This window comes from Streptomyces ovatisporus (assembly GCF_042653885.1).
GTDB classification, from domain to species: Bacteria; Actinomycetota; Actinomycetes; order Streptomycetales; family Streptomycetaceae; genus Streptomyces; species Streptomyces ovatisporus.
The window spans coordinates 423,465-436,937 of the sequence record NZ_JBHSFH010000010.1 but is presented as its reverse complement, the minus strand read 5'-3'; the positions used below and the strand labels follow the sequence as shown (position 1 = coordinate 436,937).

Genomic DNA, 13,473 nt, shown 5'->3' with positions numbered 1-13,473 from the left:
GGGCCTCAACGGCTCTCCCCGGCGAGCGGCTGTGCGACGGAGTCCCGTCAGCCGGTGGTGAGTCGGTCCGTCAGCCAGACCGGCACCCCGTCCAGCAGCCGGAAGAGGCGGCGTGCCTCATCGCGGAGTTTCGTGGCTTCCGGTTCCGGCTCGACGTCCGCCAGCGCGGTGAGCGCCGGCGCCATGCCGACGAGGTAGCCGAGCTCTTCACGGAGCCGCAGCGACTCGGCGAACCCGTGCCGTGCCTCTGCTACTTCACCGTCCCGCAGGGCGAGTCCCGCCAGGTGCCGCCAGGTGAAGGAGCACAGCAGATCGTCGTCGAGCGCCGTCGCGGCGGCGTGCGCACGCCGGTACGCGGCCAGCGCCGACTGCGGTGTGTCGCTCAGGTGCTCGGCGAGCAGGCCCCGCCGGTAGTCCAGCATCGCCCTGCCCCGGGAGTCCGGCGGCAGCAGGGCCGCAGCCCTGCCGAGGGCGGCCCGTGCCTCGTCGGAACGGTCGCGTACGCCCAGCACCGTCGAGGTGTACGCGAGTTGACCCCGCTCGCAGGCGGCGGCGCCGCGCTCCTCGTCGTCCTGCGCCAGCGCCTCCGCCGCACGCAGGGCCGCCTCCGCGGCGGCGAATCCGTCCGAAGTGAACATGCACCTCTCGACGAGAAGTGCGGCCCGGCGAAGGCAGGCTGCCGTCTCGGTCTCCGCGTAGGGGTCGAGCAGCGCGGCGGCGTCCTCCCAGCAGCCGCGGGATCGCAGACGCCACACGGCGCGGTCCACCGGCGAGGCCACGCCCAGCCGTTCCGACGGTGCGCCACCGCCGAAGACCGGTGACGGCTCGCCACCCACGGGGTCCAGCCGTACCGAACGAGACATGGCGGTTTCCGCCACAGTTTTCCTCCCAAGCGCGCCGTCGAGCTTCGAGCCGGATGTGAGCGCATCCCAGCACGGATGCGGGACCCGGCCAAGTGTGCGCTGTGAATCAGTTCACAAAGTTTTACTCGATGCCGGCCGTGGCCCGACAGGCGCCCCCGTGTCAGACACTCCCTGAGCCTCCGAGCTGCGCCGACGGGGAGGCGGGGACGGACGTCACGGTCTGTGCCCGCCTGCGGCTCACGCCTTCTTGCGGGCCTGCTTCTTGGTCTCCTGCTTGAAGGCGCGGACCCTTTCCAGGGACTCCTTGCCGGTGATGTCCGCCGCGGAGCGGTAGGCGCCGGGTTCGCCGTACGCACCGGCCGCCTCGCGCCAGCCCTCCGGGGCGACGCCCATCTGCTTGCCCAGGAGAGCCAGGAAGATCTGCGACTTCTGCTTCCCGAAGCCGGGCAGCGCGTTGAGGCGGTCCAGGACCTCCTTGCCGGTGACGGCGCGGCGCCACACGGCGCTCGCGTCGCCGTCGTAGTGGTCGACCAGGTACTGGCACAGCTGCTGGATCCGCTTGGCCATGGAGCCCGGATAGCGGTGGACCGCCGGCTTCTGTGACAGCAGCGCCGCGAACTCCTCGGGGTCGCGGGCGGCGATCGCGTGGGCGTCGAGGTCGTCCGCGCCCATGCGCTTCGCGATGGTGTACGGGCCCGCGAATGCCCACTCCATGGGCACCTGCTGGTCCAGCAACATGCCGGTGAGGGCGGCGAGCGGACTGCGGCTGAGCAACTCGTCGGCTTCCGGCTGCTGCGCGAGCCGAAGGGTGATGTCCATGCACTGATGATCGCGCGCTCGCGGTGGTATCGCACGTGCTCCGCGTAGCCGGCGGCGAGCATGCAACTCCGTGCACTGAGTTGTCAGGGCTTCGAGTCTCTCCGTTCGCGGCCCGAGGTGCCGTCACCGCGTTGCGTACGGGAGCAGAGCCATCTCGCGGGCATTCTTGATCGCCCTTGCGACCTGCCGCTGCTGCTGGGCGGAAATCCGCGTCACCCGGCGGCTGCGGATCTTGCCCCTGTCGGAGATGAACTTCCGCAGCAGATCCGTGTCCTTGTAGTCGACGTAGGTGATGCCGGCCGCATCGAGGGGGTTGGGGCGGGGCTTGGCGGGCTTGCGGGAGGCGTTGTGGCGTACCACGGGATCAATCTCCTGGACTGTGTCGATGAGCTGACGTGTGCTGCTGAGCGGCGTCGGGCCTTCAGTTCGCCTGACCGAGGAGGGAGGCGAAGGCGGGAGACAGCTGCCGCCATTCGTCGGGTCCGGCGGTGTATTCGGCGTCGGTCAGGAGGCAGGAGTCGAGGACTTCTTCGAGTCCGGCGCGGTCGAGGTCCGGCGAGGTGAAGACGAGGTGCTGGCAGCGGTCGCCGTGCTCCGCGTGCCAGTCGAGGGCGGCTGCTGCCCTGCGGACCGGCGTCACCATCTCCCACGCGGCATCCGGGAGCGCGGCGAGCCAGGGCCCGGCGCTCTCCACGCTGAGTGCGCCGCCTGCGGCATCCCATGCCAGGAGGGTGTCGGGGCGGTCGGCGAGCCAGAAGCGGCCCCGGCTGCGCGCAGCGGCGCAGGCGAGCTCCTCCAGCGCTTGGTAGAGCCGTTCCGGATGGAAAGGGCGGTTGCGGTGCCAGACGAAGGTGCTCACCCCGCATTCGTCTGCGTCCTGGGGCAGGAGCGCGCAAGCGGGGTCCTGGGCCGCTGCCGCCGCGCCTGCGTCGAAGCCGGCGAAAGCGGCGGCGGTCAGGTCTTCGGATGCTGCGTGGACGCGGTGAGCTGTGGGGTGGAGTTGGTTCAGGAGCGCCGCGTCCGCTTCGTCCGCGTCTTCACTGTCGACGAGGGCCAGCACACCGGGGTACTCCAGCTGTCTGGCGAAGGTGTCGGCGACGGTCCGCCGGTCGGTGGGGGCAGCTGCAAGTCCTGCGTCGGCCAAGTCGTCGCCGTTTGCGAGGCAGGGCAGGATCAGTGCCGGGTCGATGGCGGTGATGACGCTTGTGAGGGTGAACGCGTCGCCTTCGTGTGCTGTGACCACTTCGGCCATCGCCTGGGGCTCCACCGAGTCCCACAGTTCGATGACGGCGAGCCGGGTCATGCCCCCCGCTGCCAGTCGCTCCAACTCGGGGACCAGGTCCTCGCGCATGGCGCAGCAGGCGCAGTCGTCGACCAACGGTGTTTCTGCGGTGTGCAGTTCGCCCGTGGCGTCGCGGATCGTCCGCCGGACGGTGCCGCGGCATGCCGTGGCGTGGTCGTGATGCAGGGCGACGCTGCCGGGCACGGACCGCAACATCTGCTGTACGACCTCGGTGCGGGCTTCGGAGTGAATCCCGCTGACGAGGACGACGGGAAGTGCCGACGCGGCCTCCATCAGCCCACCTCACGACGGCCGTAGCGGCGCTCGAACCGCTCCACCCTCCCCGCGGTGTCCAGAACGCGGGCGGTGCCGGTGTAGAAGGGGTGACTCTTCGAGGAGATCTCGACATCGACGACGGGGTAGCTGTTGCCGTCCTCCCACTCGATCGTCGCGTCGCCGGTGAGGGTGGAACGGGTGAGAAAGGCGAAGCCGGCGGCCTTGTCGCGGAAGACGACAGGACCGTACGCGGGATGGATGCCCTGCTTCATTGCGGTGTCCTTTGCGAGGGGTGTCAGCGGGTTTCCCGGAAGTCGACGTGCCTGCGGGCGACGGGGTCGTACTTGCGCAGGGTCAGGCGGTCGGGGTTGTTACGGCGGTTCTTGCGGGTCACGTAGGTGTGGCCGGTACCGGCGGTGGACCGGAGCTTCACGATCGGGCGCAGGTCGTTGCGAGCCATGGCTGCTACTATATGGAAATGATTTCCATTAACAAAACGATCCCCGCGCTACGAGAGGCAGGTCACACGTGTCCGCCCGCTGCCAACTGACCGGAGCCAAGCCCGGCTTCGGCAACGCCATATCCCACTCACACCGCCGGACCCGGCGCCGCTTCGACCCCAACATCCAGCGCAAGCGCTACTGGCTGCCGAGCGAGGGCCGCTACGTACGCCTCACCCTCAGCGCGAAGGGGATCAAGACGGTCGACGCCGTCGGCATCGAAACGGCCGTCGCCCGGATCCGCGCCCGGGGAGGAAAGGTCTGATGGCGAAGAAGAGCAAGATCGCGAAGAACGACAAGCGCAAGGCCGTCGTCGAGCGTTACGCAGTCCGCCGCGCCGAGTTGAAGGACATCCTTCGCCGCCCCTCCTCGACGCAGGCCGAAAGGGATGCAGCACTGCGCGAGTTGCGCCGTCAGCCACGCGACGCAAGTCCCACACGGGTCCGCAACCGCGATGCCGTGGACGGGCGTCCGCGAGGGCATCTGCGGAAGTTCGGACTCTCGCGCGTGCGCATGCGCGAGCTCGCGCACAGGGGACACCTGCCAGGAGTGACCAAGTCCTCCTGGTGACCCGCGACCAGGGGGTGCCGGCTCGTTTCGCTGCGCGCCCCCTGATGCGGCATACAGAACGGCGGCGGGGGCGCACGAGAGTCCGATCCACGGCCTCGGTGCGCTCCCGCTCCGGAGTCCGGAAAGCCTTGCTCAGGGCTGACGCACGCTGCGCCGCGTCGGCCTCGACTCCGGCGGGCCCCGCGCTCGCGGCGGAGGCCGCGGGTCAGCGCGCCCGGTGGGTTCAGTTTTCGTACGGGTCGCGTGGGGCCGGGACCGATCTGGCCTGGCTGACCTTGAAGAACGGTATTGCGCCGCCGTTGACGGGGTCCTTCATCCGTTTACGGGTGTAGGTGCCGGTGACCTCGAGCCAGCTGTCGGCCGGCATTGCCGGAGGCATCTTCCCGGAGAGGCCGATCTTGACGGGCTGGGCGTCGGCGGCGCAGCAGCTGCGGACCATGCGCGTCAGGTAAGGGTCGCCGCCCCGGTCGAGGGCGACGAACCCTGTGATCTTGATGCGGCGGTCTTCGAGGGAACGCCCGTGGCCGTAGGCCGCGCGGCCGGCGTAGTCGGTCACGCCGAGCCGGAGAGGGTCGCTCGCGGGGAGGGCCGGGAAGTCCCCGGGGTGTTGCAGGGCCGTGCCGGCATGCATGGCGCTGTAGGAACCCGGTGCGGGTGGGGCGACCAGGACGAGGGCGAACAGAGGCAGGAGGAGGAGCCAGGAGATCCGGGGTTCGCGGTGTGTGTGGCCGCGCGGGCTGTCAGGATCCTGGTGCTCAGGCTCGGGCTGGTTCCCCTGAGGCGTGCGCGGCCGACGCAGCTCGTACCAGACGGTGGCGATCGCGACGACGATCAGGACGATGCCGGCCGTGAGCAGCAACGGGCGCAGCCCGGCCTTGACGTAACGCAAGTAGAGGTCGGTGGAGCCGGCACGCACCACTGCCGCACCGATGAGGAGCAGCACGACTGCTTGCGCTTCCCGCTTCACAGCAGGACCGCCCCGACCAGAGCCGACGTCAGGACAGCGAGAGCGAAGGTGGCGGGCGCGAACCGCAGCGCGAACCCGCGACCGAACGTAGCGGCCTGCATGGCGAACAGCTTCAGGTCGATCATCGGTCCGACGACGAGGAACGCCAGCCGAGCGGTGAGCGAGAACTGGGACAGCGAGGCGGCCACGAACGCGTCGGCCTCGGAGCAGATCGACAACAGCACGGCGAGGATCGCCAGGGCGAGGATCGACACCAGGGGGCTCCCGGCCGCAGCATTCAGCCAGTCTGCCGGGACCACTGCCTTGAGAGTGGCCGCGGCGATCGCTCCGACGACGAGGAAACCGCCGGCGTGCATCACGTCGTGCCGTACGGAGCCCCAGAATGCAGCGCCCTTGCTGAGGCCGTCCGAAGACGGTCGGGCCGACAGGCGCAGCCAGTCGGTGCGGCCCAGCCGCTGCCACAACCACCCCATCGTGCAGGCCACGAGCAGGCTCGCCACGAAGCGGGCGAGGACCATCTCCGGATTGCCCGGGAACGCGACCGCCGTGGCAGTCAGCACGATCGGGTTGATCGCCGGGGCGGAGAGCAGAAACGCCAGTGCCGCCGCGGGTGTGACGCCCCGGCGCACGAGTGCCCCGGCCACCGGCACGGAGGCGCACTCGCAGCCGGGCAGGGCGACCCCGGCCATCCCGGCGGTCGGCACCGCCAGGGCGGGGTGATTCGGCAGCGCGCGGGCGAAGAACGACGGCGGGACGAACACCGAGATGGCTGCCGAGAGCAGCACGCCGAGGACGAGGAACGGCAGCGCCTGGATGACCACAGCGACAAAGACGGTCATCCAGCTCTGCAGCGCCGGCGTGGACAACGCCGCACGGATCTGTCCCTGCACGGCGACGAGCAGGAGCAGAATCATGATCAAGGCGAGCCGGGAATCGAACTGCCAGCCCCGCGGATCCCTCACGTCGCGGTCGGCCCCGGCCGGAGCCTTGGTGGTGGTCACGGGTGCAGTCCCTCCGAGGTGGCGTGTGTGCCGCTGCGGCCGGGGTATGCGGCAGCGGCCGCCAGCGTAGTGGGGGCCTGTGTCGCCGCGTCTTCGACTGCATGACTGCGAAGCAGCCGGCGGGTTCGAAGGTGGCCTGTCGGAACCCTGAACCGCGACGACGACCGGAGCCCCGGACGGCGGGCCGGTGCAGGTATCGGCACCGAGGGCGGCGTCGCCCTGGCGGGGGTCTTCGCGCTGTGCAGGCAGAACGTCGAACGCTGCGCCGCCTCACCCTCCGAGCCGTACGGCTTCTGCCCGAGCGGCGAGGCTTCAGCGCGCCCGGGACGACGCGGGGGGGGGATGCCGCCTTGCGACCGCCCCCCCCGCCTGCCGGACTCGCTTCGTACCCTCGCTCAGGCGGGCAGGAGGGTTTCTGCGTGCGGACTGGTCGGGGTGGGTGTGCCGGGAAAGCTGAGGGTGCGGTATACGGCGACGTTGCCGGCCCGTTCGCCGCATGCCTGCGCGGCCTCCATGGCCCTGCGCGTGCAGGAGGGGTCTCGGGAGTCCAGCAGGATTCCCAGAGTCGTGCCGCTGTGCCCGACGGCCACGCCGAGACCGCCGACGTCTCGGCAGATCTCCAGCATCGGGTCCAGTGATCGCTTGTAGCGGAACGGCTGATTCATCAGTGCGCTCCGGGTCGCGACCTGGCCCACTTCTGCCAGATCGTGCCTGGGGACGGCGTAGGAAAGCCTGTCCAGCAGGCGGGCGTACTCGTGACTCTGCGCTGTGGAGAAGGACTTGGGAATACGGTTGTAGGCCACGGTGTCGACCGCTCCGCCCTCGTCGATCCCGACGACGGTCATTGCGGGGAGGGTGCCGAGGACCGCCCGGAGTCGCACCGCCCGGTGATGGAAGGCGACTATCGCCGGGTAGAGCACGCCGTCCGTCGGCTCGATCCGGGCCAGCAACCTCTCGATCCTGCAGGGCGGCATCGGCGTACGGAGAGTGCTCGCCATGGCCCGGGCGGTTGCGACGAGGTCCGCCGAGGAGCTGGCCAGTCCCTTGCCTTCGGGGATCACACTGCTGACGGTCAGGACGCCCCTGACGGGTCGTCGTTCCTCCTCGGCGATCATGCGTGCGAGCTGCAGTGCCTTCTTCTTGTGCGCGGGCCGTACGCCGATCCCCCCGACTCCCGCGTCCTGACGGAAAGTTGCCATGCTCCAACGGGCGACCGGCAGCGTGACGAGGAAGTCGCCGCCGTCCTCCGGGAGCACACCCTGCAGCAGTTCGCCGAAGGTGCCGAAGGCTGTGCCCGTGCCCGTCAGTTCCTGTCGCAGTGTCACGTCGTGGAGGGGTTGCACGTGTTCCTCTCTTCTTCTTTCTTCGCCTCCTCGCAGCTGCTGCTTGCCACTGCACGAGTGCATGTGTCCGAGAACCGCCGCACACCAGCCGTGGCCGGCTCGGTGCCGCATCAGTGCGGTCAGCTGCCGGTGAGCGATCCGCGCCGGGTACGTACCCGGCTGGATGGCTTCGCGGACTCCTGAAGGGGTCTCTCGGCGTACGGATAAGGCCAGTTGGCGGCCGTGGCGGCGCCGGGATCGAGGACCTGATACGCGAGGTGTCGACGGGGGGGCGAGATGAAACTGGTAATCGTTCTAACTCGCCGAGGGTGAAGAGGCAAGTCGGCTTCGTCCGAGAGGGGGTGTGCCCCTGGGGTCCGAAGGGTCTCGTGAGTTGGCGGCGTCCGGTGCGGCCAGTAGTGCTCTTGACAATCATTTCCATCTAGCCGATGCTCGCTGACGCAGGACAGCCGCCGGAACGAGCTGTCCGCATCGGCGCGCCATCCCGCGCAAGACCGCGAGCACTTCAGCGGAGTCCTCGGAGTTCGCCTCCCTGCGGGAGGCGCGTCGTGTCTCGGCCGGCGGACCGGCCCGAGGCCGAACCCGCAGGAAGAACCCCAGCAGGAGGAGCCATGGGCGAGCAGTACCGCACGAGGACAGCACCGACCGCCGGCGAAGCCAGGGCGTGGGCCCTTCACGAAACCCTTCCGCACACGCTTCCCGCGCACGAGATCATTTCCCTGAACACTCCCAAGGCGGACCTGCATACGTGGCGCACATACGCCTACAAGGAGTGGACGTTCGACCTGCCTCCCGATGTCTTCATGCCGGGGGAGACAAGCCGGATGATCCACGACCGGATCCTGGACGGAACCATCCCCGTCAGCGGCAGGTCGTACGCCGCGATGGGGGCCGGCCTGGGGGTCGAGGCGGTCGTAGCCGGGCTTCGCGGGGCGAAGGAGATCCACGCGGTGGACGTCGACCCCGAGAGCGTCCGTGCGATGACGGAGGCCTACGAGCGCATCGTGGGGGACCGGCCCGGAACCCTCTTCCACCCCTGGGTCTCCGACTTGTTCGAAGGAGTGCCCGACGGGGCGCAGTTCGACGTCGTCACCTTCAACCCGCCCGCCGTGCGGGAGACGGTGAGTGACGACCCGGCCGTCGTGCGCAATGTGTGCGTGGGAATCGGCATAGCGCGTCAGTTCTTCGACCAGATCGTGCAGAGGGATCTGCTGACGGACGACGGTGAGATCTACTTCATCGTCTCCAACACCTCCGAACTGCGGGACATCGTCGCGTACGCGATCGAGGCCGGGTTCTTCCCGGAGGTGATCCACCATCAGACGTGGGACACGGACGACGTACAGACCTTTCTGTTCACGTTGCGACGGATCGCAGCGGTCTGACGGGCCCCGGGATGCACTCACACATAGCGGAAGCAATCAAGCAGCCCGACCTTGTTCGCATTCAGCCGGATCTGATCTGCCTGCGTTTCGAGACGATGAAGATCTACTCGGCCCTGGGAGCGGTTCGTCATCTGCTCGATTCGGGAGCCGTGAAGCCGGGCGACACGCTCATCGACAGCTCGAGCGGCATCTACGCGCAGGCGCTGGCTCTCGCCTGCCACCGCTACGGGCTCAAGTGCCACATCGTGGGCTCCACGACCGTGGACCGGACGCTCCGCGTGCAACTGGAGATCCTCGGCGCCACCCTGGAACAGGTGGAGCCGTCGAAGAATCTGCGGCTGGACCAGGAACTGCGGGTTCGCCGGATCGCGGAGATCCTCGAGGAGAACCCGTCGTACCACTGGATGCGGCAGTACCACGACGAGATCCACTACTACGGCTACCGCGAGGTCGCCGACGACATGGACCGTGAAATTCCCCCGGGGCCGGTCACCTTGGCCGGTGGCGTAGGTTCCGGGGCGTCGACCGGTGCACTCGCCACCTACCTGAGGGAAGCCGGACGTGACGTGTCCGTGGTGGGCATACAGCCTTTCGGCAGCGTCACGTTCGGATCGGAACACGTGCCGGACCCCGACATGATCATCGCGGGGATAGGCAGCGCCATCGAGTTCAAGAACGTCCGGCACGACCTGTACGACAGGATCCACTGGGTCAACTTCGCATGCGCCCTGTCGGGCTCTGTCGAACTGCTGCGCAGCACCGGCATATTCGCCGGGCTCTCGGCCGGGGCGGCGTACCTGACCACTCTCTGGGAACGGCGCGCGGACAGCTCTCGCACGTACGTCTTCATCGCGGCCGACACGGGTCACCGCTACGTCGAAGACGCCTACGCCCAGCACCGCGGTGCCAAGGGCATCGAGACCCTGAGGCCGCACGAGATCACGTCCCTCGACGAACTGCGGCCCCCCTGGTCGGCGGCTTCCTGGCGCGACATATCCCAGCGGGCGCACGGCAGTTGACGCCACGGTCCCGTAAGAAACCAGGTCGGCTCCTCGACGGCCGGCCACCGGCTCGCAGAGCTGCCGACAGCACATCCACCACTCGACGAGAGAACTGAGAATGCCCTACCCGAAGCCGCACACCGTGGCGGAACTGACCGAGGGAATACTGAAGGGGGCCTATGGCCCGGATCCGAAGGACGTGACCGTCACCAGCGCCTTCTGGCTCTACCACACCACGCGGCTGGCGGGCAGCGACGTCACGTACCACAACCACTATCTTCTGCTGCGCGTGGGAGAGAGCTTCGGAGCCTGCTCCTTCGAAGCGGGCGAACTGAGCCCCGATTTCTGCGAGAACGCCTCCGGTTTCACCCTGGAGACGCTGCTGCGCAGCGAGTCCCCCTCTGTACGCATCGCCGCACTGGATGCCTATCTCTCCCGTGTGCGGCCGCACCGGGACGCCGGTGAGGCCGAGCAGGTCACGCTGCCCACGGGAACGCCGGAGATACGGGCGAGGGCGCGGGACGCCGCCATCGCCGGCCTCCTCGACATCGAGCCGGGCGCCGAGGTGGCTCTGATCGGTGTGGTGAATCCACTGATCGAAGCGATACGTGACCGGGGCGGCGTCGCTCTGCCCTGCGACCTGAATCTGCGGACCACCCAGTGGGGTGAGCCGGTCTCGGACGACATGACCGAAGTCCTCGAGCAGGCCGACGCCGTGGTGGCCACCGGAATGACCCTCGGCAACGGCACGTTCGACCTGATCCTCGAGCACTGCAGGCACCACGACGTCCCGCTCGTGGTCTACGCACAGACCGGGAGCTCCGTCGCCCGAGCGTTCCTGTCCAGCGGCGTGACTGCCCTGTCGGCCGAGGCCTTCCCCTTCTCGCAGTTCAGCGCGGACGCGACCGTCCTGTACCGCTACTGGGCCGACCGCTCCGCGGCGGCACCGGAGGAGGCATCGTGAGCGCCGGCGCCGGGACTTCGCAAATGAAGCGAACGGACCAGGACACTGGTGAGCGGCTGCCCGGTGATCTGAAGATGACGCGCACGCTGTGGCCGATACTGCTGGCCTCAGCGGTCGGGCTGCTGCCGTTCACCATCTTCAGCACATATCTGGTACCGATCGCGGACGAGTCCGGAAGCAGCGTCGCGGCGATGGGCGGGCTCCGCGGACTCGGGGGCCTCGCGGCCCTGTTGGTCGGTACGGCACTGGCACCGCTGATCGACCGGGTCCCCAAGGAGTGGGCCGCTGCCGGCGGACTCGGAGTGCTGGCCGTCTCCGCCGCAGTGGGAGCGAGCGGAGAGTACATCCTTCTGGTGGCCTTCTGCCTGTTCGTGGGCGCCGGGACGGCCGTGCTCAACCCGGCTCTGACCGCGGCGGCGGCCGACCGGTTCGGTTCCGGAAAAGCGGCCGGCAGAGCGGCGACGCTGGTCACGGCCACGCAGTCCATGACGGCGATGCTGGCGGCGCCCGTGATCGCGCTGCCCGCGGTGTTCTGGGGATGGGAGGGAGACCTCCTCGCGGTCACAGCCGTCTCGCTGCTGCTCGCGGCCATCCTGCTCTCCCGGCGCGGACGCTCCGGTGTGGAGGAAGAGGCCGGTACCGGGGAGAAGTTGACCTACTTCGCCTCCTTCAAGGCCCTCGCCGCGGTGCGCGGTGCCGTGCCGCTGCTGCTGATCTCCCTCCTCCGGACGGCCGTGTTCATGGGGTACCTGGCATATCTGGCCGCGTACTACGACAGCCGCTTCCAACTCGACCCCGCTCTCTTCTCGTTCGTGTGGACGCTCAGCGGTGCTTCGTTCTTCGTGAGCAACCTCCTCACGGGACGCCTGACGAACTCCGCTCAGCCCCGACTGCGTACGGAGCGCTTGTTGATCCTGGGCCTTGTGGCGGCTCTGGGCTCCGTCGTCGGGTTCTACTTCACCCACTGGCTTCCGCTGGCTCTTGCGCTCACCTCGCTCCACGCAGCCAGTCACGCGGTCGTCGCCGCGTGCGCCGTGAGTCTGCTCGTCCGGCGCTGCGGGACGCGGCGCGGGTCCGCACTGAGCATCAACGCCGCGGGGATGAGCCTCGGCGTCTTCGTCGGCGCTTCCCTCGGCGGCGCCGGGCTCGGACTCGCCGGCTATCCCGGAATCGCCCTGGCCTTCGGGGCGCTCATGGTGGCCGCGCTGGGAGCTGCCCTCCTGGTCGCGCGTCTCTCCCGCGCCGAACACCCCGCTGAGGACGGCACGGAGAAGCCCGAATCTTCCGGCACGTCCACGACCTCGTGACCGACCCACTCACGACGGACACGTCGTGCACCATCCGTTCCGGAAAGGACTGCGTATGCGCCCGTCAGCATCCCCGGCGCCGACGGTGAGCAGCGATTCCCGTATCCCGGAGGGGAAGGTGGGCCAGGGCCCCGGCGCCCGTGGTCCCCAGCCCTCTGCCTCACACATGAGGCTGACGACGACCTGCGTCGCGCTGGTTGTCCTCCTGCTGGTATCGGTCGTCGTCGCGATCGGCCTCGGAACCGCTGTGGTCACTCCCGGCGACACGGCCCGGTACCTGTGGGCGGCCCTGAGCGGCGGGAAGATCGGCGCGAGCGAGGCGACGACGTATCAGATCGTCTGGGAGATCCGCACGCCACGCGTGCTGCTGGCCGCGCTCGTCGGGGCCGGGCTGAGCACCATCGGGGTCGCCGTCCAGGCGATGGTGCGCAACGCGCTGGCCGACCCGTACGTGCTGGGCGTCTCCTCCGGCGCGTCCGTCGGTGCCGTCGGCGTCACCGTCACCGGAGGACTTGCGGGGCTGGGGGTCTACGCCGTGTCCACCGGAGCTTTCCTGGGCGCGCTGGCGGCCTCCGCTCTGGTGTACGCCGCAGCCGCCAGTCGGGCCGGGATGTCGCCGCTGCGCCTCATCCTGACAGGCGTCGCCATGGCGCTCGGCTTCCAGGCCGTGATGAGCGTGATCATCTATCTGGTCCCCGACAGCGAGGCCACCAGCACGGTTCTGTACTGGACCATGGGCAGCTTCGGCGCCGCGACGTGGGCAGCCATGCCCGCCGTGGCCGCGGCGGTGCTGCTCGGCCTGGTCGTGCTGCGGCGCTACAGCCGCGCCCTGGACGTGATGGCACTCGGCGACGAGACCGCGGCGAGCCTGGGCGTCGACCCCGACCGGCACCGCAAGCAACTCCTGGTCCTCATCTCGCTCGTGACCGGTGCCATGGTCGCCGTGAGCGGTGCCATCAGCTTCGTCGGCCTGGTCATGCCCCATTTGGTGCGCATGGTCGTCGGGGCCACCCACGCGCGCGTACTCGCCGTCAGCCCCCTCGTCGGAGCCGTCTTCATGGTGTGGGTGGACCTCGTCGCCCGAACGCTCGTCGCCCCGCGGGAACTTCCCCTCGGCGTCATCACCGCACTGGTCGGCGTCCCGGTCTTCGTCACCCTGATGCGCCGCAAGGCCTACATGTTCGGAGGCCGCTGA

17 protein-coding genes are annotated in these 13,473 nt (G+C 69.1%); 8 read left to right on the top strand and 9 right to left on the bottom strand.

The window, feature by feature from the left end; all coding sequences use genetic code 11:
• Positions 1 to 47: 47 nt before the first annotated feature.
• From ACFPA8_RS19725 to rpmG, 6 genes are all read right to left on the bottom strand, one after another.
• The gene (locus tag ACFPA8_RS19725; protein WP_386450296.1) at positions 48 to 863 is read right to left on the bottom strand and encodes a hypothetical protein; all 816 of its coding nucleotides are present in this window, start codon (positions 861 to 863) and stop codon (positions 48 to 50) included.
• A gap of 237 nt (positions 864 to 1,100) precedes the next feature.
• Entirely contained in the window at positions 1,101 to 1,682 is a 582-nt protein-coding gene (locus ACFPA8_RS19720; RefSeq protein WP_386450294.1) for an HhH-GPD-type base excision DNA repair protein, read from the bottom strand.
• A 123-nt stretch (positions 1,683 to 1,805) separates the two neighbouring features.
• Positions 1,806 to 2,042, bottom strand: coding sequence for a 30S ribosomal protein S18 (rpsR, locus tag ACFPA8_RS19715; protein ID WP_386450292.1), 237 nt, complete (start codon positions 2,040 to 2,042; stop codon positions 1,806 to 1,808).
• A gap of 61 nt (positions 2,043 to 2,103) precedes the next feature.
• Positions 2,104 to 3,258 carry a CobW family GTP-binding protein gene (locus tag ACFPA8_RS19710; protein WP_386450290.1) on the bottom strand — a complete coding sequence of 385 codons (1,155 nt, stop codon included), beginning with the start codon at positions 3,256 to 3,258 and terminating at the stop codon, positions 2,104 to 2,106.
• Positions 3,258 to 3,512: a type B 50S ribosomal protein L31 gene (locus tag ACFPA8_RS19705; RefSeq protein WP_386450288.1), complete on the bottom strand. Its 255-nt coding sequence runs from the start codon at positions 3,510 to 3,512 to the stop codon at positions 3,258 to 3,260. The genes ACFPA8_RS19710 and ACFPA8_RS19705 overlap by 1 nt, the downstream gene beginning before the upstream one ends.
• Positions 3,513 to 3,535: 23 nt before the next feature.
• On the bottom strand, positions 3,536 to 3,700 hold the full coding sequence (gene rpmG, locus ACFPA8_RS19700) for a 50S ribosomal protein L33 (protein ID WP_386450286.1): 165 nt from the start codon (positions 3,698 to 3,700) through the stop codon (positions 3,536 to 3,538).
• Between the two features lie 68 nt (positions 3,701 to 3,768).
• Between rpmG and rpmB the strand changes: the two genes are divergently transcribed.
• The gene (gene rpmB, locus ACFPA8_RS19695; RefSeq protein ID WP_386450284.1) at positions 3,769 to 4,005 is read left to right on the top strand and encodes a 50S ribosomal protein L28; all 237 of its coding nucleotides are present in this window, start codon (positions 3,769 to 3,771) and stop codon (positions 4,003 to 4,005) included.
• Positions 4,005 to 4,310: a 30S ribosomal protein S14 gene (rpsN, locus tag ACFPA8_RS19690; protein WP_386450282.1), complete on the top strand. Its 306-nt coding sequence runs from the start codon at positions 4,005 to 4,007 to the stop codon at positions 4,308 to 4,310. The genes rpmB and rpsN overlap by 1 nt, the downstream gene beginning before the upstream one ends.
• A 223-nt stretch (positions 4,311 to 4,533) precedes the next feature.
• On the opposite strand, the gene ACFPA8_RS19685 is transcribed toward rpsN, so the two are convergent.
• The 3 genes from ACFPA8_RS19685 to ACFPA8_RS19675 all read right to left on the bottom strand — a co-directional run bounded on the left by ACFPA8_RS19685 (position 4,534) and on the right by ACFPA8_RS19675 (position 7,603).
• Entirely contained in the window at positions 4,534 to 5,277 is a 744-nt protein-coding gene (locus ACFPA8_RS19685) for a TIGR03943 family putative permease subunit (RefSeq protein WP_386450280.1), read from the bottom strand.
• A complete protein-coding gene (locus ACFPA8_RS19680; protein WP_386450279.1) occupies positions 5,274 to 6,278 on the bottom strand; it encodes a permease in 1,005 nt (334 codons plus the stop codon). The genes ACFPA8_RS19685 and ACFPA8_RS19680 overlap by 4 nt, the downstream gene beginning before the upstream one ends.
• 395 nt (positions 6,279 to 6,673) lie before the next feature.
• Positions 6,674 to 7,603, bottom strand: coding sequence for a GHMP family kinase ATP-binding protein (locus ACFPA8_RS19675; RefSeq protein WP_386450277.1), 930 nt, complete (start codon positions 7,601 to 7,603; stop codon positions 6,674 to 6,676).
• A 3-nt stretch (positions 7,604 to 7,606) separates the two neighbouring features.
• Between ACFPA8_RS19675 and ACFPA8_RS19670 the strand changes: the two genes are divergently transcribed.
• The 6 genes from ACFPA8_RS19670 to ACFPA8_RS19645 all read left to right on the top strand — a co-directional run bounded on the left by ACFPA8_RS19670 (position 7,607) and on the right by ACFPA8_RS19645 (position 13,473).
• A complete protein-coding gene (locus ACFPA8_RS19670) occupies positions 7,607 to 7,804 on the top strand; it encodes a hypothetical protein (protein ID WP_386450275.1) in 198 nt (65 codons plus the stop codon).
• 428 nt (positions 7,805 to 8,232) lie between these two features.
• A complete protein-coding gene (locus tag ACFPA8_RS19665; RefSeq protein WP_386450273.1) occupies positions 8,233 to 9,006 on the top strand; it encodes a class I SAM-dependent methyltransferase in 774 nt (257 codons plus the stop codon).
• An 11-nt stretch (positions 9,007 to 9,017) separates the two neighbouring features.
• Complete coding sequence (locus tag ACFPA8_RS19660; protein ID WP_386450271.1) at positions 9,018 to 10,025, top strand: pyridoxal-phosphate dependent enzyme; 1,008 nt, start codon at positions 9,018 to 9,020, stop codon at positions 10,023 to 10,025.
• A gap of 100 nt (positions 10,026 to 10,125) precedes the next feature.
• Positions 10,126 to 10,971 carry a Rossmann-like domain-containing protein gene (locus tag ACFPA8_RS19655; RefSeq protein ID WP_386450269.1) on the top strand — a complete coding sequence of 282 codons (846 nt, stop codon included), beginning with the start codon at positions 10,126 to 10,128 and terminating at the stop codon, positions 10,969 to 10,971.
• Positions 10,972 to 10,994: 23 nt separating this feature from the next.
• Positions 10,995 to 12,278, top strand: coding sequence for an MFS transporter (locus tag ACFPA8_RS19650; protein WP_386450267.1), 1,284 nt, complete (start codon positions 10,995 to 10,997; stop codon positions 12,276 to 12,278).
• A gap of 166 nt (positions 12,279 to 12,444) precedes the next feature.
• Positions 12,445 to 13,473: a FecCD family ABC transporter permease gene (locus tag ACFPA8_RS19645; protein ID WP_386450265.1), complete on the top strand. Its 1,029-nt coding sequence runs from the start codon at positions 12,445 to 12,447 to the stop codon at positions 13,471 to 13,473.